Source organism: Streptomyces sp. NBC_01224, assembly GCF_036002945.1.
In the GTDB taxonomy this organism is placed as follows: Bacteria; Actinomycetota; Actinomycetes; order Streptomycetales; family Streptomycetaceae; genus Streptomyces.
In genome coordinates, this window is record NZ_CP108529.1 from 2,393,654 (window position 1) to 2,417,341 (window position 23,688).

The window sequence follows — 23,688 nt, forward strand, 5'->3', positions numbered from 1 at the left end:
AGGACAAAACATGAGAAACCAAGGGCCACTGGCCCTGAAGGACCTGAGCCCACTGCCGCACCGCGCACCGGTGGCGACGCACCACCCGGAGCCCGTCCTGGACGTGGTCGTCCCCGTGTTCAATGAGGAGAGAGATTTGGAGCCGAGCGTGCGGCGGCTCCACGCACACCTGTGCGAGACCTTCCCCTATCCGTTCCGTATCACCATCGCCGACAACGCCAGCACGGACAGCACCCCGCGGATCGCCGCTCGGCTGGCAGACGAACTGCCCGAAGCACAGTGGCTTCGGCTGGCCGAGAAGGGGCGCGGCCGGGCACTGCGTACCGCCTGGTCGCTCTCGTCGGCCCCCGTACTCGCGTACATGGACGTGGACCTGTCCACGGAACTGACGGCGTTGCTGCCGCTCGTGGCCCCGCTGCTCTCCGGCCACTCCGATATCGCCATCGGCACCCGCCTGGCCCCCGGTTCCCGGGTGGTGCGCGGCCCCAAGCGAGAGATCACCTCTCGTTGCTACAACGCCCTCCTGCGCTCCGTCCTCGCCGTGGGCTTCTCCGACGCGCAGTGCGGATTCAAGGCGGTGCGGCGTGATGTGGCCGAGCGACTGCTGCCGCTCATACAGGACTCGGAGTGGTTCTTCGACACCGAACTGCTGGTGATCGCCGAGCGTGCCGGGCTGCGCATCCATGAGGTGCCGGTCGACTGGGTGGACGATCCCGACACCCGGGTCGACATCCTCGCCACGGCACTGGCCGACCTGCGCGGCATCGTCAGGATCGGCGGGGCACTGGCGCGGGGCGCGCTGCCGCCGGGCGGGTCGCTCCGCGACGGTGGCGCCGAAGCACCGGGCAGGCTCGTCACCCAACTCGTCTGCTTCGCCGCCGTGGGAGCCGTCAGCACCCTCGCATACCTGCTCCTCTACGCGGCGCTGCGCCCGGTGGCCGGATCCCAGGCCGCCAACGCACTCGCGCTGCTGGTCTGCGCCGTCGCCAACACGGCCGTGAACAGGCGGCTCACCTTCGGCCTCCGTGGCCGCGGCGGTGTGCTGCGCCACCAGGGCAGGGGCCTGGTAGTCCTCCTGATCGGCCTGGCGTTCACCGGCGGATCGCTCGCCGCCCTGCACCACGCGGTGCCCTCGGCCGGGCAGGCCACCGAACTCGCCGTACTCCTCGCCGCCAACCTGGGCGCGACGCTGCTGCGGTTCCTGTTCTTCCGAGCGTGGGTGTTCCGCGCGTGATCAGGACCACCGCCCGTACGACCGCGACCACCACCCCGAGCTGGAACGCGAGGCTTTCGCAGCAGCCCGCCACCACGGGCCCCGACCGCCGGCGCCGGCTGCGCCGCACAGCCGAGCACTACGGCCCCGTACTGGCCGTCTACGGCACGCTCAAGTTCATCGGCTTCGCCGCCTTCATGTGGCTGCTGCACTCCGCCGGGGACTACCGCACGAAGAACCCGCGCTTCGGCGGCGGCGCCCGCCCGTGGGACGTCCTGGCCAGCTGGGACGGCTGGTGGTACCAGCAGATCGCCGTGCACGGGTACGACCCTCGGCTGGTCCCGATCCCCGGCGCCACCGGCCCGATCACCCTCGAAGGGAACTCGGCGGCGTTCTTCCCGCTCTACCCGGCGCTGATGCGGCTGGTCTCCGAGCTCACCGGCCTCGGCGTGTACGGCGCCGGCCTGCTGGTCTCCGTCGTCGCCTCCTTGGCCGCCGCCCTGGGCATCTACGCCATCACCGAACGCCTCGGCGGCAGGCGGGCCGGGCTGGCCGCGGCCGGACTCTGGGCCGTCTGGCCCGGTTCCGGCGTGGAGTGGGCGGTCTACTCCGACTCCCTCTACGTGGCCCTGGCCGTCTGGGCCTGCCATGCCGTCCTGAGCCGCCGCTGGCTCACCGCCGGTCTCCTCACCTGCGTGGCAGGGCTCAACCGGCCCACCGCCGTGGCGCTGATCGCCGCCGTCGCCGTCGCGGCCCTGCTCGCGCTCTACCGTCCCCGGGACGGCATCCTGCGTCCGGTGGCCGCGATGGCCGTCGCCCCGCTCGGCCTCCTCGCCTATCTCGGCTGGGTGGGTCACCAAATGGGGGACTACGGCGGCTACTTCAGGCTTCAGTCCGATGCCTGGGCCCACGAGTGGGACTACGGCCGGCACACCCTCGACGTCCTCACGTCCGTCCCGGTGGGCCACTTCGACTATCTTTCCGCCTGGCCCTTCGCGGACCTGATCGGCGTCGGTGTCGTCCTGCTCGCGCTCGCACTGCTCTCGCTGCTGATCCGGCTGCGTCCCCCGGCCGTCCTGATGGTCTACACCGTCCTCACCCTCGTCCTCGTCCTGGGCAGCCAGCAGATATTCGGCAACGTCTCCCGCTATCTGCTCCCCCTCTTCCCGCTCTTTCTCCCGCTCGCCCTCGCCCTGCGCCGCCTCAGCCTGACCCACCAGCTCATGCTCCTCGGCATCGCGGCCCTGGCTTCCGGCTCGTACGCGGGCTACGGCCTTTTCGAGCTCGGCGTCCCGTAATCGACGGACCCAGGAATGGATGCCCGATGCCCACGACCCTGCCCACCGCCAAGCAGTCGACCTCGAGTCCGGCACACCGTGATCCTGCACGCGATCCAGGTCCCGTACGGAACCCCACCGGCGCCCCCGGGAACGGACGGCAGGTCCTCATCGGCGACTTCAGCCCACAGGGCTGCGACGACTCCCTCGCCCGCCGCCCGGTCCGCGACGGGCAGCCCCTCATCAGCGCTATGTACGTCGGCGGCATCTGTCCGCCGAGGCGCACCGGACCGCGTCGCAACCGGTCCAGCTCCGACACCCGCACCCCCGGCGGCACGGTCGACAGGGAATCGAGCACTGCCCGCTGACCGATGCTCAGCAGACCGTAGAGGGTGTCCCACAGCCGCTGGTTCGCCGCTTCCCGTACAGAAGCGACCAGCCGCGCGAGTGTGGTCACGCCAGGCAGCAGCACCCGCCGCTCGCACAACGACCCCGTCGCCGCGTCGAACAGCGCCTTCGGGCCCTCCCCGGTCGTCCAGGCCCGCGTCCACCCACACCCTCAGCTCCGTCTCCGTTTGGGTGGTTCGCTGTCCAGGCAGCAGCTCAGCCTGCCGCAGCGAGGACCAACGGAAGAACCCCTTCGCTGCCTGCCTGGCGGAGTAGGCGGGCAGCGACCGCGAGGGTCCAGCCGGAGTCGGTGTAGTCGTCCACGAGCAGGACGGGGCCGGGAGAGGTAGCCAGGGCGCCAGCCAGTTCCTCAGAGACGGTGAAGGCGCCGGACAGCGCCTTGAGGCGTTGGGCGGAGTTGCTCCGGCGTGCCGCGTGAGTGCCGTTCGACCCGGCATACGTCAGGGCGCCCAGGAAGGGGAGGCGGCCGATGGTCGCGATTCCCTCGGCGAGGGAGTCGACCAGTTGCGGGCGGGTCAGGGACGGCACAGCAACGACTCCTACCGGCCGGGCAGTGGCGTCCGGGGCATTCGGTGCCCAGCCGCCCGGGGAGCGCGCCCAGTCGGCGAGGACCGCCACCGCGGCCTGCAGGACATCGTCGGGGACCGGCCCATCGGGTGCGTTCTCAGCCAGCAGCGGGCGCAGCCGGTTGCCCCAGCCGATGTCCGACAGCCGACCCAGAGCACGCCCGATGGCGCACTGATCCTTGGTTGGGATACGTCCCTTGAGGTCGATGCCCAGTGCGGGCATCCCCGTCGGCCACATGCGGCGCGGCTCGACCTCCACCCCGGGGCGGTCCAGTTCCTTCGTCGCCCCCGTCAACGCCTCCGCCGAGACGGAAGGATCAGCCCAGGGCCCGGCGCAGTTGTCGCAACGACCGCACGGCGCCGCTCCCTCGTCGTCCAGCTGCCGGCGCAGGAACTCCATCCGGCACCGGGACGCGCTCGCGTAATCGCGCATGGCCTGCTGCTCGGCCGCCCGCTGCTTGGCGACCCACGCGTAACGTTCAGCCTCGTACACCCACTCGGCTCCCGTGGCCGTCCAGCCGCCCTTCACCCGCTTGACGGCACCGTCGACATCCAGCACCTTCAGCATCGACTCCAGCCGGCTGCGCCGAAGATCCACCGCCGCCTCCAGGGCCGGCACCGACAGCGGCCGTCCCGCACCGGCAAGGGCCGAGAGTGTCTGCCGAACCTGCGCCTCGGGCGGGAATGCCGTATCAGCGAAATAGCGCCAGATGGCCTCATCCTCCTTGCCCGGCAGCAGCAGCACATCGGCGTGGGCCACACCACGCCCCGCACGCCCCACCTGCTGGTAGTAGGCGATGGGTGAGGAGGGCGACCCCAGATGCACCACGAACCCCAGGTCCGGCTTGTCGTAGCCCATGCCCAGCGCCGAAGTCGCGACCAGTGCCTTCACTCGGTTCTCCTGCAGGTCGACCTCGGCCTGCAGCCGGTCAGCGTTCTCCGTTTTCCCCGTGTACGAGGCCACGCGGAAGCCCCGCTGGCGCAGGAAGGCGGTGGCCTCCTCGGCCGCGGCAACAGTGAGGGTGTAGATGATCCCCGAGCCCTGCAGGTCGTCCAGATGCTCTGCGAGCCAGGCCAGGCGGTGCGCGGCATCCGGTAGCTGGACCACACCGAGGCGCAGGCTTTCCCTCTCCAACGGACCGCGGAGCACCAGGGCCTCGCCGGCACCGGTGCCCAGCTGTTCGGCCACATCCGCGGTGACCCGCGCGTTGGCGGTCGCGGTGGTGGCCAGCACCGGCACGCCTGCGGGCAACTCGGCCAGCATCGCCCGCAGCCGACGGTAGTCAGGCCGGAAGTCGTGCCCCCAGTCGGAAATACAGTGCGCCTCGTCGACCACCAGCAGACCAGTCGTGGCCGCGAGCTTCGGCAGCACCTGATCGCGAAAATCCACAGAATTGAGACGTTCCGGGCTCACAAGGAGAACGTCGGTCTCACCGCGCTCCACCTCCCCGTAGATCGTTTCCCACTCCTCCGGGTTGGCCGAGTTGATCGTGCGCGCATGAATACCCGCCCGCGCCGCCGACTCGACCTGGTTACGCATCAGCGCCAGCAGCGGCGAAATGATCACCGTAGGACCCGAGCCACGCCGCCGCAGCAGTGCGGTGGCCACGAAATACACAGCCGACTTGCCCCAGCCGGTTCGCTGCACCACCAGTGCACGACGGCGCTCCTGCACCAGAGCCGCCACCGCCTGCCACTGGTCCTCCCGCAGCCGCGCCGAACCCCCGGGGTCACCGACGAGCTCAGCGAGGATGGCATCGGCTTCAGTGCGGAGCTCCAGGTTGTCCATGCCCCCATGCAACCCGATAGCAAGGACAATCCACCACTTCACCCCGCGTGACAACCAACTCACAAACGGCCCACCGGGCACACACCTATCGAGGACGGACGAGGCGGACCCTTCAGCCACGACCACCCTCGAACAGTACGTTTACGCAGGTCAGGGCGTCGATTCCGGCTGGAATTCGAATGCCCTCCCAGTTCCGTAGCCCCGAAGCACCGGATTCTCCACGCTCACGCTGTGTCCGCTTGCTCAATTCACTGCGGGTCAGAGCCCCATGCCTCCCACGATGTCCCGAGGTGGCCTAGGAGTCGGGGCGGCGGGAGGCCGCGGATGCCGACGACGCGCATGCAGCCCCAGGGGCCGGAGAACTGACCGCGGACAGGTGCCGCTTCGGAGCGGAATCACCCTGGTGTCCGCCGCCGGCGAAGGTCGTAAGGGTGAGCCCGAACAGGAGCCTGTTCATCTCCTCACCAGTCAGCCCCAATCCTCACCAGTCAGCCCCAGCTCAGCTGCGACGCCTGAAGGCGGATTCCGTCAGCGAGGTACTCATTTGGCGCCTGTACCGGCTGGACCTCACGCCCGCCAAGGCACCGTCCGCTGCATCAGCAGAGCAGCGCACAGTGGGGCCCGCTCGGCGGCCCGCCACCGTCCTGCCGTCGGGCCGGGGCAGTGGCCATCTCGGCGGTGAACGCCGCACGTAGGCGCGCCGGCATGGGGACGCGGACTCGACAGAGCTCCCACAGTTCAGGATTTCCTGAATTCAAGCATCCATGTATCGTCTTGTCCATGCTGACCCTCGCCACCGACCTCGACGCTCTGACCCGGTTCGGCCGGGCGCTGGCCGATCCGATCCGCTGCCGCCTGCTGCTCGCGCTGCGCGAGGCCCCGGCCCACCCCTCCGACCTCGCCGAGGCGCTGGGTATCTCCCGCACCCGGCTGTCGAACCATTTGGCGTGCCTGCGCGACTGCGGCCTGGTCGTGGCCGTACCTGAGGGCCGCCGCACCCGCTACGAACTCGCCGACGAGCGTCTTGGGCACGCGCTGGAGGATCTGCGCTCCGCCGTGCTGGCGGTCGAGGCCGACAAGACCTGTGTGGACGCCGCGGAGAAGGGCTGCTGCTGACCATGGCCGCGAAGCCATCTGTAGGCCCCGCCCGTGCCCGCCGTGACGTACTGGCTCGCCGCATACGCCTGCTGGTCGCCGCGACCATCACGTACAACGTCATCGAGGCCATCGTCGCGATCACCGCCGGGACGATGGCCTCCTCCACCGCGTTGGTCGGCTTCGGCCTGGACTCGGTCATCGAGGTGTCCTCCGCCGCGGCGGTCGCCTGGCAGTTCTCTGCCCGCGAGCACGCCGTGCGAGGCCAGGGAGAAGACGACCCTGCGGATCATCGCGGTGTCGTTCTTCGCGCTTGCCGCGTATGTCACCGTCGACGCCGTCCGTGCACTGGCGGGCACCGGAGAGGCGGAGCGGTCGGTCCCCGGCATCGTCATCGCCGCGCTGTCCCTGGCGATCATGCCGTTCCTGTCCGCGGCCCAGCGCAAGGCCGGGCGCGAACTGGGTTCGGCCAGCGCGGTCGCCGACTCCAAGCAGACCCTGCTGTGCACCTACCTCTCCGCCGTCCTCCTGATCGGCCTGGTCCTCAATGCCACGCTCGAGTGGTCCTGGGCCGACCCGATCGCCGCCCTGGTCATCGCGGCCATCGCGGTCAAGGAAGGCCGCGACGCCTGGCGGGGAGAGGGCTGTTGCGCGCCGCCGTCCGCCGCGGTGCCGTCCCCGGGCGCCGAGGCGGACGCCTGCGGCTGCCTACCCGGTTGCGACTGCTGCTGACCGGTGCGGGGACTTGCGGGGACATGGACCCGACGGGGCCTGGACAGCGGTTGTAGCGGCCCTTCGGGGCAGCCCGCCCTCCTCGTTCCTCGTCGGCGGCGCCCCCGCCGCACAGGGGGCGTGGGCCGCCGGGCAGGTCCGGAAGCAGCACCCGGCCGCCGAAATCCGACCGCCCGGGAACGTCCGGAACAAAGGGTGTGCCGTAGTCACCGGTCGCGGCGATGGCTGCCCGCACGGTGAACTCCCGCCCCGGGCCGAGGGTGCATGTGGCCACCACGGACGAGTCCGCGCGGGCGTGTCCGACCTGCGGCGTCGTCTCCACCGTGCGCAAGGACCGGCCCGTCACCGCGCCTCGGCATCTGCCCTACGGCGGCCGGACGGCGCGCATCCGCTGGCACAAGTCGCGCGGTCACGGCGGTTGCTGTATTGCCGCCGTGGAGGTCGCCGGAGCGGGGCCGGAGGTGCGCTGGATGCAGACCATGGCGGCGTCGTCGCCCAGGTGCCCGCCGACATGGCTCAGCAGGTCGGCGCGCAGGTGGTGGACCAGGGCCTGGGGACTGTCGTGCACCTGAGAGGCGGCACGCTCGGCCAGCGGGTAGAAGACCCTGCCGGAGTCCCGGGCCTCCACCACGCCGTCGGTGTACAGCAGCAGCAGGTCCCCGGGCTCCAGTGCGAAGGTGTCCACCAGGTACTCCGTTGTGGTCAGCTCGCCCAGGCCCAGCGGCGGCGCGGGACGGGTGGCGTTGAGCGCGGTGACCTGCCCATCGCGTAGCAGCAAGGGGGGCGGGTGCCCGCAGCTGATCATCTCCACCTTTGGACCCGCGTCGGGAATGTCGATGACCGCGGCGGTGATGAAGCACTCCCCCTCCTGCTCCGACTCGGTGGGTTCGACCATGCTCCAGCACACGCTGTTCTCCAGGTAGGCCATGAGGTCGGGTAGGGAGGACTGCCGGTGTGCGGCCGCCCGGAACGCACCTAGCAGCAGCGCGGCATCACCGATCGCGGTCAGGCCCTTGCCCCTCGCATCCCCGATGATCAGTCTGGTGCCGGCCGAGGTGCGGGTGGCCGCATACAGGTCGCCGCCGATCTGTGCCTGCTCCTCCGCCGCGAGATACACCGACGCCACCCGCAGTGGCCCGATCCGCCGCGGCAGTGGTCTGAGCACCGCTCGCTGCGTGGCCTCCGACACCGTCCGCACCTGCGCCAGTTCACGACCGTACCGGTCCCGCAGCCACCGGAACACCGTCACGATCGTCGAGACCACCACCACGGCGACGATCTGCGCGCCGATGCCCTCCGTGGTCAGGATCTGGAGCCCCACGCCGATACCGAACAGGGCCGCCACGGCGATGGCTCCGACCAGGGCGGTCAGGAGGGGGCCGGCGAAAGAGGCGGTGAGCGCGGGCGCCACGATCAGCAGGGGGCCCAACGGCACGTCGGGCCCGATCGTTGCGTCGGCCAGCACGATGCCCGCGATCAGAGCGAGCGGGATCGCCAGCAGAGCATCGCTGGCCTGCCAGGAATGCTGGCGGAACGAGAGCCGCCGCCACAGTCCCATGCCTCCGGTTTAACATCCGCTCGGCGGTCCCGCAGGTCGGTCCCCGGTCCCGCTGGAGCGGTCTTGGCCGTGACCGTCCGCAGCTGGCGAGGTCGCCATGGGCAGAAGGCCACGGTCGCGTCATCTCCTGACGTGTCACGCGGCCACCGGGGTCCTCCGCGACGACTTCGGGGTCGAGCCCCGTTGTCCAGTGGGTCGGCTGGTACGACACCAGGCGCCCCGCAAGATGTGGCCGACCGGTCCCGCCGCCGTGGGCATTGATCTCAAGGGCCGTATTCCTGCCGGAGAACTGTCGTTCACCGGCCGCGCACTTGGCCGGCTCTCCGACATCGGCTGGACACCGACCGTGGCCGCGCGGCTGCTGCGCCGTGCCGGGGCGCAGGGAGTGTTTCCGCTGGTCCTTGTCGTTCAGGCGTGACAGGAGGCGTCATCCAGGCACGGCGTGGGCAGGGATATCAGAGTCATTCCGGCTGATTCCCGTCAGCTGCGCCAATTGCTCGTTGCCGCCCACCGATACGCCAGGAAGAATTGGACTCGCTCCCCGCACGGCCCTTTCGCGGCCCGGAAGGGCCGTGCCGCGGTGCGCCCCCACCCGACCCTGCCCGCACCGTGGGCGCGTATGCGAAGGGAGGATCGTGACCTTCGGATTCGCTCCGTCCGCAGCCACTTCGATGTCGGCGTCCTCGGCATCCGCCGATTCCGCCAACCGCCTTGCCAGGATGCTCGAACCGGCCGAGTGGGCCGAAGCGGGCATACCGTTGCTGCGCAGTCCCCGCGAGGTTGTCAGCGGCCTGCACGCCCGACACCGGCCAACCCCGGCGACGGCTGTCGTCGCCGTACTCGACCATGAGGAACACCTCACGGCCAGCGCCTCGTTCGCCCGCCGCTCCATAGCCGCAGACGGCTGGGAGTTCCGCAACGCGCTGCTGGCGCATCTGCGACGGGTCATCCCGCACGACCTGCGCCGCCGCACACCTGTCCGTACCGCAGTCCTGCTCTACTGCCGTGAGGGGGACGAGCGTTGGACGGAGGAGGATGGAGCGTGGATGTGGGGCCTGCGGGACGCCTGCACATTGCACGGCCTTCGGTGCGGCGCGTACATCACGCTGACCCGCGACGGCTGGCAGGTGCTGGGCGAGGGCCGGGGCGGGCGTCGGCCCACCTCGACATCACAGCCGTTCGCTCCTGCCGACATATCGCTCGACCACGATCCGGTCCCGCTGCGCACCGGCGGCGGTGCTGCTCAGTCGCTGCGACGCACCGCGGCACGCTGACCCGTGGTTGCGGACCCGGCCGCCCTGTCGGGCAGCCGGGTCACCACGGCCCTGTGTCCTCTACGGATCAGACGCCGACGCCGAGCACCGCGTTGATCCGCTGCGGGTCCCCGCACACGATCAGCAGGGCACCGGCGTGTTCCCGCGCACCGGACAGTGCGCCGGCAACGGCGTCACCGCTGTCGCCGTTGACGGCGACGATCACCACGGGGCGGGGCTTCACCCGCTCCGTGGCTGCGGCACCGGCGAAGAAGACGTCATCGCCGGCTTCGTGCTGCGCCCAGTAGGCGGCCTCGCCGAAGGAGAGTTCGTGCACCGCCCACGGGTGCTGCTCACCAGTGGTGAGCACCAGGATGTCGCCTGGTGCGCGTCCGGAGTCGAGCAGCAGGTCCACCGCTTCGTCGGCAGCGTCGAGTGCGCCGGCAGCCGAGGCAGGGATCAGCTGGATCTGCGGTGCGGAACGATTCTCCGGCCGGGCCGCCTGGGGCTGGCCGGAGGTGGAGTGCGGACGCTGCGCCGGGGGCGCGGGCCTCGCGGGGCCGGGTCCCGGGCGACCGGGGCGCGGCATGGCCGCTGAACGCGGACCGGGTACAGGACGGGGGGTCGACGCGGTGCGGCCTGCGGCCGGAGAGACGCGGGGACCCTGGACGCTCTCGTGAATCTGAGGCTCCTCGGGGATGAGAGGCATGGGTGGTTGTCTATCAAACGCCGACACGCAAGGCATCAGCGGGTGGGTACATGTGCGCAATCAGAAGTCGAAGCCGAGTTGGCCCCCGCTTTCCAGTGCAGCCGCCTCGGCGGAGAAGCGGACCTTCTTGAGGTGCTGCCACCTGGGCAGCGCGTCGAGGTAGGACCACGAGAGGCGGTGGTGGGGTGTGGGTCCCCACTCCTCCAGCGCGGCCCTGTGCACGGGCGACGGGTAACCGGCGTTGGCACCGAAGGCGAAGGCGGCGTACTCGCCGGAATCCGCGCCCAGTTCGGCCATCATCGTGTCCCGTCGGACCTTCGCGATCACCGAAGCAGCAGCGACCGCGATACAGGACTGGTCGCCCTTGATCACTGTGCGGACCTGCCACGGCCGTCCCAGGTAGTCGTGTTTGCCATCGAGTATCACCGCGTCGGGCCGCACCGGCAGGGCTTCGAGGGCGCGCACAGCGGCAAGGCGCAGTGCAGCCGTCATCCCCAGGTCGTCGATCTCCTGCGGTGAGGCATCACCCAGGCCGAACGCGGTGACCCAGCGCTCCAGCAACGGGGCCAGCTCCGCGCGGCGCTTGGGGCTGATCAACTTGGAGTCGGTGAGTCCGGCGGGAGGTCTGCGAAGGCCTGTGATGGCCGCACACACAGTGACCGGACCCGCCCACGCTCCGCGTCCGACCTCGTCGACACCGGCGACGGTCTTGGCACCAGTGGTAGCGCGCAGTGAGCGCTCGACGGTGTGCGTGGGTGGTTCGTACGGCATGGCGCCTGTCAGCGTACGCCGATGGGGACGCCGACAACACCCCGGGGCGCCCGACGGCCGCCCCGGCCGCACACCGAGCCACAGAGCGGATTGCGGCACGGTCATGGGCACCGGCGTTCAGTTTGCTGCGGTACATGCGTCCGAGGAGCTGTGCGTACGAAGCCGGTGCTCACGAAGTGTTGTGCAGACACCAGGAAAACGCGACTGAGGATCACCGACTGAGGGTGCCCAGCAGTGACTGCATCACATTCGTGAAGTACGGAACGCAGCGCGGAACCCGGGCGGCGGCGGACCTTCTGCCACTCGCACAGAGCGTTGAGCACGCCGCCTCAGCCCCACACACCAGGTGCAGGCCGCACCGCGGTCGCTCGACCTGCACCTGTGCGGCTCAGTCCACGTCAGTACGGGTCGTAGGGATCGTACGGATCGTCTTCGTCACCCCCGCGATCGCTGCCTCCGCTGCTCGTACGCGAAGCGTTGCATGCCTGCGCCAGATCGCTCGAACCCCGCTTTCTCAGAGGTCGTTAACCCCCTCTCAGAATGTCCCGGGCCCGCGCCTCGCCCCAGCTGGTGGCGTACCAGGGATCGTCGGAGTCTCGCAGCGACCGTTCAATATCCATGAGGGCACAGGAGCGGAGCGGCTCGGGCAGTGTGTCCAGAGCGGGTACGGCGTCGGCCGACAGGCCCCGGAGGTAGTCGATGTCGATCGAGTGGTCGTTGCGGTACCGCTGAACGTTCTGCTCCGCCACCAGCCCGTCGGGCGAGATCAGTCCGAACGCGAGCACGGCGACGGCTGCGCTCGCAGCCACGGTTCGCGGCAGCAGGCGGGCGCCGAACGCTCCGGCTGCCGTGGTCAGGACGAGCACCACGCCCAGCCAGAGTTCCACCGCAGCCACGGATATTCGCAGCCGCGTCAGACCGTACGCATCGACGTACAGGTCCATGCGCCTCAGCGCGGACGCCACGACGATGAGCGTGAGCAGGCAGAGCACGCCGAGCACGCTCCGGACGAGAGTGCGGTCGCTCCCCCGTCCGCGAGGGGCCCAGCGCAGGGCGAGTGCGATCACCAGCAGCGTGAGGAGTGTGGCCCAGAGAAGCTGCCACGAAATACCGCGCCCAACCGGCCTCGGGAGCCTGCCATGCGCTCGCGCACGCCTCGCCCGCCCCAGGCCAGACCGTCGGCGACGGAGCTGAACAGGCCCAGTGAGCCGAGAAACACCCCGAGCCAGCTGCGGCTGCCGTGCAGGGCGAGTGAGCCCAGGGCGACGGCCGACACAACGGCGAGGAAGGTGGGCCATCCGGCGTCCCGAAGGGCCGGGACGGCGAGGAGCGCCAAGCCACTGACCGCCCAGACAGCTGTCCATGGGCGGAGGCGACGGCCGGCCGCCCGTGCGGCAAAGAAGGCCGCGAGCGCTGCGGGGACCGCGACGATCAGCAGATTCAGGCCGAGGCCGTCACCCAGCAGCAGGGCGCTCAGTATCGCGGTGGCAAGGACGGAGTAGAGCGTCGCGCTCTGAATGAGGGCGGGCCTGGCCGGGCGCAGCCGCGAGAGCGCCGGGGCCTGGGGTTGGCGGCCGCCAGGGGTTGGGCGAATGCTGTTGCCCGCCCGGTTGCGCGTATGCCGGCACTTTCGGCGGCTCGGGAGCGGCTCCGCGAGGCTCCGGCAGCGAAGCCTTCGACAATGCGGCCAACTCGGACGTCCCGGCCTGACCCGACGGCTCGGACCGCTCGGATGCATCTTCCTGCCGGGGCGTTTCTGACGTGTGATCGGACATGGGCCGCCCACCGGGGTCTGCACGCACCGCCGCTGGGCAGCGCGGGGGCACCCCGGCGTCTCATTTCGGTGCACACCCATCAGGATGATCACCGAGGGCGGCGTGGCCGAAGGAGTAGCTTCCCCTTACTGTCTCCGACCGCGTGAGGAAGGGCTGTGGCAGTACCGTGACAGTGGGATGGCCCAGCTGACGCGGCCGCATCGTGGGCGGCGCTGTCGTCGCCTTCGGACTATTGCGGGAGCCAGTCCGGCAGCTCTTCCGTCTGTGCCGACCAGTCGGCAGGCGGTGCGCCCGCCTTGCCCGCTGCGACGATCCCTCCGACGATCGCACAGGTCGTGTCGACGTCGCCGCCCGCTTGGGCCGTCAGCCAGAAAGCCTGCTCGAAATCTCCAAGGTTCTGTGCCGCCGACCAGAGGGCGAACGGAACGGTGTCATGCGCACTGGTACGTCGGCCGTTGCCGAGCACCGCGGCGACCGTCCCGGCATCACCGTAGTCGAGCATGTCGCGTGCACGGCGCAGTCCGGCACCGACCGCGCTACGCGGTACGAGTGCGATCACGCCGTCGAGGAGCTCTGTCGGAGTGGGTGGTCCCGCGGTTGCCGCCGCCAGAGAGGCTGCGGCCGCAACCGCCATCGCGCCCACGACTGCCTCGCGATGCTGGTGCGTGGGGTACGAGGAGATCTCGGCCTGGTGTGTGGCCTGCTCCGGATCGTCCGCGTACCAGGCGCCGAGCGGCGCAATGCGCATCGCCGAGCCGTTGCCCCAGGAGCCCTGGCCCTTGAACAGTGCCGACGCCAGCTCCCGCCAGTCGCCGCCTTCCCGTACCAGCCTGAGCAGCCGGTTCACGGCGGGGCCGTATCCCCGGTCGAAGTCATGATGCTCGGCGAAGGAACGAGCGAGCGCGTCCTGATCGATTCGCTCGTGACCCACCAGCACGGCCAGCACCGACGAGGCCATCTCGGTGTCGTCCGTCCACTGCCAGGGGCCGGGGGGGAGTTCGCGCTGCTTCAGCAGCGGATAGTTGGCGGGCACAAAGAACTGGGAACCCAGTGCGTCCCCCACGGACAGCCCTCGCAGGCTGGCGAGGGCGCGTTCGAAACGTTGGTCGGAAGCAGAGTCAGCGGTTGTCATCGCCCTTCCACTCTATCCGGTGATGCCGTACGGCTCAGGGGTACGCCAGCGCTCGAACGGCCGGTCAAGGGTGTAGCGCCCGTCCTCTCCGAGTATGAGCGTCCGGGTCTCCCCATTGCCCGGATTGGACAGTGACTCGAACTCTGCCACCGACCAGTGGAACCAGCGCATGCAGAACAAACGCATGGTCAGCCCGTGCGTGACCAGCAGAACATTCGGCGGGTGGTCGGGGGCTTCGAAGCTGCGGTGCAGACTCTCCAGAAAGGCCCCGACCCTGTCGTACACATCGGCTCCGGACTCTCCCTGCGCGAAACGGTAGAAGAAGTGACCGTACGCATCCCGGTATGCCTTCTGCAGCCTCACGTCGTCCCGGTCCTGCCAGTTCCCCCAGTCCTGCTCCCGCAGCCGCGGCTCCTCCCTCACACGCACCCGCTCAAGGTCCAGCCCGAGGGACCTGAACGTCTCGTGCGTGCGGCGATAGGGCGAGACATACACGCTGACCCGCTCGCCGCCGAACAGCTCGCGCAGCCGCACGCCCGTCTCCCTGGCCTGCCGCAGCCCTGTGGAGGTGAGCCTCAGCGCATGGTCCGGCTCACGCTCGTACACCGTGTCATCGGCGTTGCCCTCGGACTCCCCGTGCCGGACGAGGACAATGCGTTGCGGTCGTGCCATGTAGTGACCCTAGATCGGCTGTGGCTCATTCGAGCAGTTGTCCGGACTCCATCCGACGGATGTCGCCGGTGAAGCGGCGGCGCAGCAGCCGGTCGTGGGAGACCACCACCAGCGCGCCCTGCCAGAGGGTCAGAGCTTCTTCCAGCTCCTGCACGAGTCCGAGTGCCAGATGATTCGCGGGCTCGTCGAGCAGCAGCAGGTCCGCGGGCCGGGCCAGCAGACGGGCGAGGGAGAGCCGTCTGCGCTGCCCCGCGGAAAGCGATCCGACCGGCACCTGGAGATCCCGGGACCGGAACAGTCCGTACGAGAGCAGCAGTTCCGCCTGTTCTTCGTCGGTGAGCGCCAGTCCTCGGCCGAATGCCGCGAGCACACGCTCCGCCGGGCGGTGCATGGGTATTTCCTGTGCGAGATAGCCGATTCCACCCCGCCGGACCACTCGGCCCGCGTCCGGTTCGAGTACGCCTGCCATGACGCGGAGCAGAGTGGATTTCCCTGCTCCGTTGCCACCGTGAATCAGCAGTCTGTCGCCTGCCACCACGCAGAGCCGGTCGACTGCGAGCCGATCACCGACCCGTATGTCCGTCAGGGACACCAGCTCCCCTTCGGTCGCGCCGGCCGTGGGCCGAGCGGTGAAGCGCAACGGGTCAGGCGGCCTGGGGACAGGCTCCTCCTTCAGACGCTCCAGTCGCTTGCGAGCATTGCGGATCCGCCCGGACACCGAGGCCTGGACCCGGCCCCCAGCCCGGTCGTACGCCATCTTGTTGTTGTCCTTGATGGTGCGGCCGGCCGCGACACCGTGAGCCGTGGTCGCCGTGTACTCCTCCAGTTGTGCCGTCTCTTCACACCACTGCGCGTAGGACTGCTCCCAGCGCCGCCGCGCTGCGTTCTGCTCCGTCCGAAATCCCGCATATCCGCCGCCGTAGCGCACAACCGTCCGGCGGTCGGAGTCGACCTCCAGGACTGCTGTGGCCACGCGCTCCAAAAAGATCCGGTCGTGGGACACGGCGATCACCGTGCCGGGATGGGACCGCAGGGCACCCTCCAGCCATTCGAGAGCGGCTCCGTCCAAGTGATTGGTGGGTTCGTCGAGCAGCACCACCTCGGGGGACGCTGCTATCAGGCAGGCGATGCCGAGCCGTGCCTGCTCACCACCGGAGAGACTGCCGAGCCTCCTTACCGGCTGTATGTGTGCCAGGCCGAGGCCGTGCATCGCCTTTTCGACGCGCGCGTCCGCTTCATATCCCCCGCGCAGCTCGAACGCCGTGAGCAAGTCTCCGTAGGCAGCCAGCGCGGCGCTGTCGGCCGTGCCGAGCTCCGCCTCGGATTCCCGCAACTTCCGCTCCATGGCGCGCAGTTCCGCCAGGGCGTCGTCGATCGCGTCCTGGACCGTGTTGTCGGGCGGCAGCCGTGGAGTCTGGGCCAGCAGACCCGTGCCGTGGCCGGCGGCTGTGAACGCACTGCCGGAAGCGGGCGGTTCGAGGCCTGCGAGCAGGCGAAGCAGCGTCGTCTTCCCCGCGCCGTTCTCCCCCACGACGCCGATCCGCTCACCTGGGCGCACGGCCAGCGAGACATCGTCGAGCAACAGCCTTTCACCGCGGGACACGGTCACGGCATGCAGAGAGATCTGCGTGGGCAAGGGTGCCTCCGGACGCGGACAACCAACAGGCAACGGAAACAGCGGCGACCGGCGGGGAACGACCGGGAAAAGCCCCGCTCCACCTCGCGACCGCGGATAAACGCAATCGATGTCGCATTAAGCCAAGTGTGGCAGACTGGAACACACTAACGCAACAGGAGTAGCAATTGACTGGACAGGGAGCCGTCGGGGAGGCCGGGCAGGAAGCCTCCCCGGAGACCGACGTTCCGGCAGCCCCGCTCGCCCCCGGCACCCGCCGCCCGGGCGGCCGCACCGCTCGCACCCGCGCGGCGGTCCGGGATGCCGTCCTCACCGGCCTGGTCGAGCACGGCTACCCAGGTCTCACCGTCGAATACGTCGCGGAGCATTCCGGCGTCCACAAGACGACCCTCTACCGCCGCTGGGGAAACCTCGAAGGGCTCGTAGTGGACGCCCTGGACCTGGCTGGAGAGGACAGCTGGACACCACCCGACACCGGAAGCCTGGAAGGAGATCTGCGCGCCCTGGCGCACACGACAGCCGACGCCTTCACCGACCCTGCCGCAGCGGCCGCACCGACCGCGTTCATCGCCGCGGCCTTCCAGTCCCAGCGCGCCGCCGAAGCGCTGAGCACCTTCTACTCGGAGCGGTTCGCCCGCTGCGAGGTCATCGTCGCCCGCGCCGTCGCCCGCAACGAACTGGACCGGCACACGGACGCGGGAGCGCTGGTCAGGGCCGTAGCCTCGCCCTTGTTCTTCAGGCTGTTCATCACCCGCGAGCCCATCGGCGAGACGCTGGCCGACCGGGCTGCCGACGCGGCCCTGGCAGCTGCTCGAGCGGGCGTCTTCAGCACTCCGCCCATCTCGACTCCACCCATCTCGGCCGAACCTGCCTGATCAGCAGCCGAATCGCCCCGGCGCACCGTCCCCGCCACACCGATCCGTGTCGGCCGATCACACCGTCCAGGACGGCTCGAGCTGCACGACGTCTCCCGTCACTGCCGCCACATCGTCCTCGGTCCGCGCCCGTTGAGTCAGCCGCTCAATGCTCCCCGCCCGATACTTCCCACGCTCGGCGCTCGACTGCCACATGGACAACACGAGGAACTCGTGCCCCGGCGCCTCCCCGAACACCCCTCGCAGCATGCCCGGTGATCCGGCCATTGCCGGATTCCACACCCGCTCCTGCATCAATGCGAAATGCTCGACCCGGTCCTCGTGCACCTTGCTGTGTGCCACCCTGACAACATCCGCATCGGTGAAGCGGGGCTCAAAGCCGGTCTTCACATCGAAGCGGTACTCGAACAGCTTGACCTGGATGCTGCTGTACGTGCCGGACTGCTCGGCGGCCAGTCGGTCGTGCGCGCGCGCCATGAACGAGTCGTAGAAGACACGGTTCTCCCAGAAAGCAAAGACGTGGGCCACTTCCGGACGCCCTCGACTCCACCCGCCGCCCTGTCCCCTGAACCCCGGCTCACCCAGCAGCCCCGCCCACTTTCGCTGTCCCCGCTCAAAACCTCGACGGTCCACCACGGTGCAACGAATCCACTTGACCAGCACTGCGCCATCGTACGGTGCCGAACGTGGCACGGGTCACGCTCTGCTGGAGTACGCCCGAATCAATGGCCGTGAATCGCAGAATGATCTCCATGGCCTCGTTGCACACCAACTCCCTGTTCTCCCGACTCGAATCCGCAGAACGCATCCTCGTCGCAGGGGCCGGCGGCGGCTTCGACATCTATGCGGGGCTCCCCATCGCGCTCTCCCTGCTCCACCAGGGCAGGCACGTCCAGCTCGCCAGTCTGTCGTTCAGCGCTCTCGAAGGGCTGCCCCTCGACGCCTGGCTCGCGCCGGACGTCGCCGTCATCACCCCCGAAACAGCCCTCCACCAGGCCTACTTCCCGGAACGCACCCTCGCCCAGTGGCTCGCCCTGCACGGCTACCCGAGCAGGGTGCACGCCTTCTCCCGAGTGGGCGTGCAACCGCTGCGCGCCGCCTACCGGGCGTTGATCGAGAAATACGACATCGATGCGGTCGTCCTGGTCGACGGCGGTACGGACATCCTGATGCGCGGCGACGAATCCGGTCTCGGCACACCGGAGGAGGACCTGACCAGCGTCGCGGCACTCGCCGCAATCGACGTACCGGAACGCCTGGTTGTGTCCATCGGCTTCGGTATCGACGCCTATCACGGGGTGAGCCACGGCCTCGTACTGGAGAACATCGCCACCCTCGAACGCGACGGTTCCTTCCTCGGCGCATTCTCCGTATCCCGCACGACACGCGAAGGCGCCCTCTTCGTCGATGCGGTGGCACACGCTCAGCACCACACTCCTGACCACCCCAGCATCGTCAACGGGTCGATTGCCGCAGCAGTCCAGGGAGCCTTCGGAGACGCCCAGTTCACCTCGCGCACCCGTGGCAGCGAACTCTTCATCAATCCGCTGATGACGCTCTGCTTCGCCTTCGAGCTGGACGGAGTGGCCCGCAACTGCCTCTATCTCGACCGCATCGAGCACACCCACCTCATCCGACAGGTCAGCAGCGCCATCGAGATCTTCCGGGAAGAGGTCCGCCAGAGACCACCGCGCCGGATTCCGCACTGAACCGCCTGACCGGCAATGGCCCGATTCCGTCGCCGACGGCCAAGCCGGTTGGATCCGCGGCCGGTTACGGACATGATCGGGTGGTGTGAACAGCCCGACGACGGCCCAGCGGCAAGCCAGGGAGGCAAGTCCGATGAGCACGCCCAACAAGGACATAGAGAAGGTCGAAGTCAGGCTCAAATGGGATCCCAGCCCTCCGGGTGCCCCGGCCCATGACCTCGACATCATCGCGGCGACCTACCTCGCCGAGGCGCCGTACGGCAGCCCTGCATATCTCGTGCACTTCGACAGCCGCTCCCCGGACGGCACCATCACCCTCAACCGCGACAGCAGGACCGGTCAGGGCCTCGGTTTCGACGAGGTCATGACTCTGGAACTGGACCGGTTGTCGACCACGTACACCCGGGTCGTCGTCGGAGTCGCCATTCAGCAGCGCGACGGCCGAAGGACATTCGCCGAAATAGCGAACACCGGCGTTGAGATTCGGGAGGGCTACACGAATCTCACGGAGAACGACTTCTCCGCGGTCGGCGCCGCCACCGCGGCAACCGTCGCCGAGTTCATCCGCGGTGCCTCCGGCGGCTGGGAGTTCCACGGATCGGTCCGGGGCTTCGACGGGGACCCCGATTCGTTCGCCGGAATGATGGGAAGCCGTACGCCCGGAACGTGACACGTCACAGGGCGCGGTCCACGCAGCACATGTCCCGTCCCTGCCCAGGAGCTGCGGCACGACGAAGGGGACCGACCATCGGTCGGTCCCCTTCGTGCGAGCTGCTGATCAGCTAGGCGTGCAGGCTACGTCGGGCGTCGTGTCCCACGCGATGGCGCCCGGCGTCAGCTGCAACCGCTGGTCGAGCCGCAGCCCTCGCAGATGTAGCAGGATCCGGCGCGCTGCATCTTCGTACCGCAGGAGAAGCAGAGCGGCGCGTCCGCGCTGATGCCCAGCTGCATCTCGACGAGCTCCGCCGAGGTGTGCGCTGTCTTCGGGGCCGGCTTCTCGGCCTCCTGCACGGCGGCCACCGCCTTCAGGGGCTCCGTCCGCACCGGGGCGGACTGGGCCAGGCCTTCGACGTCCAGCTCGTCGTCCTCCAGGGAGGGCTCGTACGAACCGGTGTCGAGGTGCCGCTGACGCTCCTCGGCCGAGTGGATGCCGAGTGCCGAGCGGGTCTCGAAGGGCAGGAAGTCCAGCGCGAGACGGCGGAAGATGTAGTCGACGATCGACTGCGCCATCCGCACATCCGGGTCGTCCGTCATACCGGCCGGCTCGAAGCGCATGTTGGTGAACTTGGAGACGTACGTCTCCAGCGGGACGCCGTACTGCAGACCGACCGAGACTGCGATGGAGAAGGCGTCCATCATGCCCGCGAGGGTGGAGCCCTGCTTGGACATCTTCAGGAAGACCTCGCCGAGACCGTCGTCCGGGTAGGAATTGGCGGTCATGTAGCCCTCGGCACCGCCCACCGTGAAGGAGGTGGTGATGCCGGGACGGCCCTTGGGGAGGCGCTTACGGACCGGGCGGTACTCGACGACCTTCTCGACCGCGGTACGGATGGTCTCCTCGGCCTTGGCCGTGACCGCATCCGCTGCGGACTTTCCCTTCTCCTTGGTCTTCGCGGAGAGGGGCTGGCCGACCTTGCAGTTGTCGCGGTAGATCGCGAGCGCCTTGACGCCCATCTTCCACGCCTCGAAGTAGACCTCCTCGACGTCCTCGACGGTGGCCGTCTCCGGCAGGTTCACCGTCTTGGAGAGCGCACCGGAGATCCACGGCTGGATCGCGGCCATCATGCGCACGTGACCCATCGCGGAGATGGAACGCTCACCCATCGCGCAGTCGAAGACCTCGTAGTGCTCGGTCTTCAGACCGGGGGCGTCGATCACATTGCCGTGCTCGGCGATGTGGGCGACGATCGCCTCGATCTGCTCCTCCTGGTAGCCCAGGCGGCGCAGGGCCTGCGGGACGGTGCCGTTGACGATCTGCATCGAGCCGCCGCCGACCAGCTTCTTGAACTTGACCAGGGCGAGGTCGGGCTCGAGGCCGGTGGTGTCGCAGGACATCGCGAGACCGATGGTGCCGGTGGGGGCGATGACCGAGGCCTGCGCGTTGCGGAAACCGTTCTTCGCGCCGAGGCGGATCACGTCCTGCCAGGCCTCCGTCGCGGCGGCCCAGATCGGGTTGTCCAGGTCGTCCATGTGGACGGCCGCGGCGTTGGCGTCGGCGTGCTGCTTCATGACGCGCTGGTGCGGCTCGGCGTTGCGGGCGTAGCCGTCGTACGGACCGACGACCGCGGCGAGCTCGGCGGAGCGCTTGTACGAGGTGCCGGTCATCAGCGAGGTGATGGCACCGGCGAGGGCGCGGCCGCCGTCGCTGTCGTACGCGTGGCCGGTCGCCATCAGCAGGGCGCCGAGGTTGGCGTAACCGATGCCGAGCTGACGGAAGGCGCGGGTGTTCTCGCCGATCTTCTGGGTCGGGAAGTCGGCGAAGCAGATGGAGATGTCCATCGCGGTGATGACCATCTCGACGACCTTGGCGAAGCGCTCGGACTCGAAGGACTGGTTGCCCTTGCCGTCGTCCTTGAGGAACTTCATCAGGTTCAGCGAGGCCAGGTTGCACGAGGTGTTGTCCAGGTGCATGTACTCGCTGCAGGGGTTCGAGCCGTTGATCCGGCCGGACTCCGGGCAGGTGTGCCACTGGTTGATCGTGTCGTCGTACTGGATGCCCGGGTCGGCACAGGCCCAGGCCGCCTCGGCCATCTTGCGGAAGAGGGACTTGGCCTCGACCTCTTCGATGACGTCACCGGTCATCCGGGCGCGCAGCCCGAACTTGCCGCCGGACTCGACTGCCTTCATGAACTCGTCGTTCACACGGACCGAGTTGTTGGCGTTCTGGTACTGGACGGACGTGATGTCGTCGCCGCCCAGGTCCATGTCGAAGCCCGCGTCGCGCAGGGCGCGGATCTTCTCCTCCTCCTTCACCTTGGTCTCGATGAAGTTCTCGATGTCGGGGTGGTCGACGTCGAGAATGACCATCTTGGCCGCACGTCGGGTGGCGCCACCGGACTTGATCGTTCCGGCGGAGGCGTCGGCACCGCGCATGAAGGAGACCGGGCCGGAGGCGTTGCCCCCGGAGGACAGCAGTTCCTTGGAGGAGCGGATACGGGAGAGGTTCAGGCCTGCGCCGGAACCGCCCTTGAAGATCATGCCCTCTTCCTTGTACCAGTCGAGGATCGACTCCATGGAGTCGTCGACGGCCAGAATGAAGCAGGCGGACACCTGCTGCGGCTGGGGCGTTCCGACGTTGAACCAGACCGGCGAGTTGAAGCTGAAGACCTGGTGCAGGAGGGCGTATGCCAGCTCGTGCTCGAAGATCTCGGCGTCCGCGGGAGAGGCGAAGTAGCCGTGGTCCTCGCCGGCCTTGCGGTACGTCTTCACGATCCGGTCGATGAGCTGTCGCAGACCGGTCTCGCGCTGCGGGGTGCCGACGGCCCCGCGGAAGTACTTGCTGGTGACGATGTTGACCGCGTTCACCGACCAGAAGTCGGGGAACTCGACGCCACGCTGCTCGAAGTTGATCGAGCCGTCGCGCCAGTTGGTCATGACGACGTCACGGCGCTCCCACGCCACCTCGTCGTACGGATGCACGCCGGGGGTGGTGTGGATGCGCTCGATGCGCAGACCCTTGCTCGACTTGGATCCCTTGGCTCGGGAACCTCGTGCCGGGCCGCTCGCCGTCTCTGTCATGCCGCCTCCCATATGTGGGCAAAAACGCCCTGAAGTGCCCAGAACTTCCCGGGGCACAGTCTGTCTCTAATGCTTCGGGTGCCACGCACAGCACCCGGAGCGGGTCTATATACAGCCGCCCTGCCGCCGATCCACGGACCTGTGCCGATCGGCCGGTGTCGCTCAGTCGGCGGCGACGGCGGGAACGGGGACCTCAAGGGTCTCGCCCCTCCCGCGCTCCTCCACGGGAGGCCGCCGTTCGCGGAGTTCCGCGATGGCGGCCTCGAAGTCTTCAAGTGTGTCGAACGCCCGGTACACGGACGCGAAACGCAGGTACGCGACGAGGTCGAGTTCCTGCAGGGGGCCGAGGATCGCCAGACCCACGTCATGGGTGGTCAGCTCGGCACTGCCGGTGGCACGCACCGCCTCCTCGACCCGCTGGCCGAGCTTGGCGAGGGCGTCCTCGGTGACCGGCCGCCCCTGGCATGCCTTGCGCACGCCGGAGATGACCTTGGTACGGCTGAAGGGTTCGGTCACACCGCTGCGCTTCACCACCATCAGCGAGCAGGTCTCCACCGTCGTGAAACGGCGGGAGCAGCCGGGGCACTGACGGCGACGGCGGATCGACGTGCCGTCATCGGTGGTGCGACTGTCGACGACGCGGCTGTCGGGGTGCCTGCAGAAGGGGCAGTGCATGGCTCCCAACCCTCCTTCACAGCACGACTGAATAGCCTCTTCAGGGCCCGCCAGGGCCCCTCGAAGCAGTCACAAGCATAGGCGATGGCCGCACCCCCGACGGAC

19 protein-coding genes and 4 pseudogenes are annotated in these 23,688 nt (G+C 69.0%); 11 read left to right on the forward strand and 12 right to left on the reverse strand.

From position 1 onward, the window contains the following. The first annotated feature begins 10 nt into the window (after positions 1-10). The 3 genes from OG609_RS10085 to OG609_RS10095 are packed head-to-tail and all read left to right on the forward strand — an operon-like array spanning position 11 to position 2,858. Entirely contained in the window at positions 11-1,234 is a 1,224-nt protein-coding gene (locus OG609_RS10085) for a bifunctional glycosyltransferase family 2/GtrA family protein (protein ID WP_327272506.1), read from the forward strand. Next, positions 1,234-2,511 (forward strand): glycosyltransferase family 39 protein, encoded by a 1,278-nt coding sequence (locus OG609_RS10090; RefSeq protein WP_442818068.1) that lies wholly within the window; start codon positions 1,234-1,236, stop codon positions 2,509-2,511. Before OG609_RS10085 ends, OG609_RS10090 begins: the two co-directional genes overlap by 1 nt. 26 nt (positions 2,512-2,537) lie before the next feature. Next, complete coding sequence (locus OG609_RS10095; RefSeq protein ID WP_327272507.1) at positions 2,538-2,858, forward strand: hypothetical protein; 321 nt, start codon at positions 2,538-2,540, stop codon at positions 2,856-2,858. On the opposite strand, the pseudogene OG609_RS46155 reads toward OG609_RS10095, so the two are convergent. Continuing rightward, a pseudogene (locus tag OG609_RS46155) lies at positions 2,762-3,062 on the reverse strand (DUF4158 domain-containing protein); the annotation flags it as partial. The gene OG609_RS10095 and the pseudogene OG609_RS46155 sit on opposite strands and share 97 nt — an antisense overlap. Positions 3,063-3,093: 31 nt before the next feature. After that, entirely contained in the window at positions 3,094-5,253 is a 2,160-nt protein-coding gene (locus tag OG609_RS10100; protein ID WP_327277995.1) for a RecQ family ATP-dependent DNA helicase, read from the reverse strand. Positions 5,254-6,033: 780 nt separating this feature from the next. Here OG609_RS10100 and OG609_RS10105 point away from each other — a divergent pair. From OG609_RS10105 to OG609_RS46160, 3 genes and pseudogenes are all read left to right on the forward strand, one after another. Next, a complete protein-coding gene (locus tag OG609_RS10105; protein ID WP_327272508.1) occupies positions 6,034-6,369 on the forward strand; it encodes an ArsR/SmtB family transcription factor in 336 nt (111 codons plus the stop codon). Positions 6,370-6,371: 2 nt separating this feature from the next. Further along, positions 6,372-7,080: pseudogene (locus tag OG609_RS10110) on the forward strand (cation transporter). Between the two features lie 221 nt (positions 7,081-7,301). Then, positions 7,302-7,475, forward strand: a pseudogene (locus OG609_RS46160) (transposase family protein); the annotation flags it as partial. A gap of 14 nt (positions 7,476-7,489) precedes the next feature. On the opposite strand, the gene OG609_RS10115 reads toward OG609_RS46160, so the two are convergent. Continuing rightward, entirely contained in the window at positions 7,490-8,638 is a 1,149-nt protein-coding gene (locus OG609_RS10115; RefSeq protein ID WP_327272509.1) for a PP2C family protein-serine/threonine phosphatase, read from the reverse strand. 226 nt (positions 8,639-8,864) lie between these two features. On the opposite strand from OG609_RS10115, the gene OG609_RS10120 reads away from it, so the two are divergent. Then, positions 8,865-9,056, forward strand: coding sequence for a hypothetical protein (locus OG609_RS10120; RefSeq protein ID WP_327278409.1), 192 nt, complete (start codon positions 8,865-8,867; stop codon positions 9,054-9,056). Positions 9,057-9,273: 217 nt separating this feature from the next. After that, positions 9,274-9,912, forward strand: a complete 639-nt coding sequence (locus OG609_RS10125; protein ID WP_327272510.1) for a hypothetical protein — start codon at positions 9,274-9,276, stop codon at positions 9,910-9,912. 67 nt (positions 9,913-9,979) lie between these two features. Here the strand turns inward: OG609_RS10125 and OG609_RS10130 are convergent, their stop codons facing one another. The 6 genes and pseudogenes from OG609_RS10130 to OG609_RS10155 form a co-directional block, all read right to left on the reverse strand. Continuing rightward, positions 9,980-10,600, reverse strand: coding sequence for a hypothetical protein (locus tag OG609_RS10130; protein ID WP_327272511.1), 621 nt, complete (start codon positions 10,598-10,600; stop codon positions 9,980-9,982). 60 nt (positions 10,601-10,660) lie between these two features. Beyond that, the gene (locus tag OG609_RS10135) at positions 10,661-11,371 is read right to left on the reverse strand and encodes a ribonuclease HII (RefSeq protein ID WP_327272512.1); all 711 of its coding nucleotides are present in this window, start codon (positions 11,369-11,371) and stop codon (positions 10,661-10,663) included. Between the two features lie 398 nt (positions 11,372-11,769). Then, a pseudogene (locus tag OG609_RS46165) lies at positions 11,770-12,926 on the reverse strand (DUF4153 domain-containing protein); the annotation flags it as partial. A gap of 449 nt (positions 12,927-13,375) precedes the next feature. Further along, positions 13,376-14,278 (reverse strand): ADP-ribosylglycohydrolase family protein, encoded by a 903-nt coding sequence (locus OG609_RS10145; RefSeq protein WP_327272514.1) that lies wholly within the window; start codon positions 14,276-14,278, stop codon positions 13,376-13,378. 12 nt (positions 14,279-14,290) lie between these two features. Continuing rightward, positions 14,291-14,950, reverse strand: a complete 660-nt coding sequence (locus OG609_RS10150; protein WP_327272515.1) for a histidine phosphatase family protein — start codon at positions 14,948-14,950, stop codon at positions 14,291-14,293. Between the two features lie 25 nt (positions 14,951-14,975). Continuing rightward, positions 14,976-16,586, reverse strand: a complete 1,611-nt coding sequence (locus tag OG609_RS10155; RefSeq protein ID WP_327272516.1) for an ABC-F family ATP-binding cassette domain-containing protein — start codon at positions 16,584-16,586, stop codon at positions 14,976-14,978. Between the two features lie 167 nt (positions 16,587-16,753). Between OG609_RS10155 and OG609_RS10160 the strand changes: the two genes are divergently transcribed. Continuing rightward, the gene (locus OG609_RS10160) at positions 16,754-17,461 is read left to right on the forward strand and encodes a TetR/AcrR family transcriptional regulator (RefSeq protein WP_327272517.1); all 708 of its coding nucleotides are present in this window, start codon (positions 16,754-16,756) and stop codon (positions 17,459-17,461) included. A gap of 57 nt (positions 17,462-17,518) precedes the next feature. Here the strand turns inward: OG609_RS10160 and OG609_RS10165 are convergent, their stop codons facing one another. Beyond that, positions 17,519-18,124 carry a YdbC family protein gene (locus tag OG609_RS10165; RefSeq protein WP_114247054.1) on the reverse strand — a complete coding sequence of 202 codons (606 nt, stop codon included), beginning with the start codon at positions 18,122-18,124 and terminating at the stop codon, positions 17,519-17,521. Positions 18,125-18,213: 89 nt separating this feature from the next. On the opposite strand from OG609_RS10165, the gene OG609_RS10170 reads away from it, so the two are divergent. Next, positions 18,214-19,170, forward strand: a complete 957-nt coding sequence (locus tag OG609_RS10170; protein WP_327272518.1) for a DUF1152 domain-containing protein — start codon at positions 18,214-18,216, stop codon at positions 19,168-19,170. Positions 19,171-19,303: 133 nt separating this feature from the next. Then, a complete protein-coding gene (locus OG609_RS10175) occupies positions 19,304-19,840 on the forward strand; it encodes a TerD family protein (protein ID WP_327272519.1) in 537 nt (178 codons plus the stop codon). A gap of 164 nt (positions 19,841-20,004) precedes the next feature. Here the strand turns inward: OG609_RS10175 and OG609_RS10180 are convergent, their stop codons facing one another. Together OG609_RS10180 and nrdR are read right to left on the reverse strand one after the other, a co-directional pair. Beyond that, positions 20,005-22,908, reverse strand: coding sequence for a vitamin B12-dependent ribonucleotide reductase (locus tag OG609_RS10180; RefSeq protein WP_327272520.1), 2,904 nt, complete (start codon positions 22,906-22,908; stop codon positions 20,005-20,007). Between the two features lie 162 nt (positions 22,909-23,070). Next, a complete protein-coding gene (gene nrdR / locus OG609_RS10185) occupies positions 23,071-23,583 on the reverse strand; it encodes a transcriptional regulator NrdR (protein ID WP_327272521.1) in 513 nt (170 codons plus the stop codon). Positions 23,584-23,688: the final 105 nt, after the last annotated feature.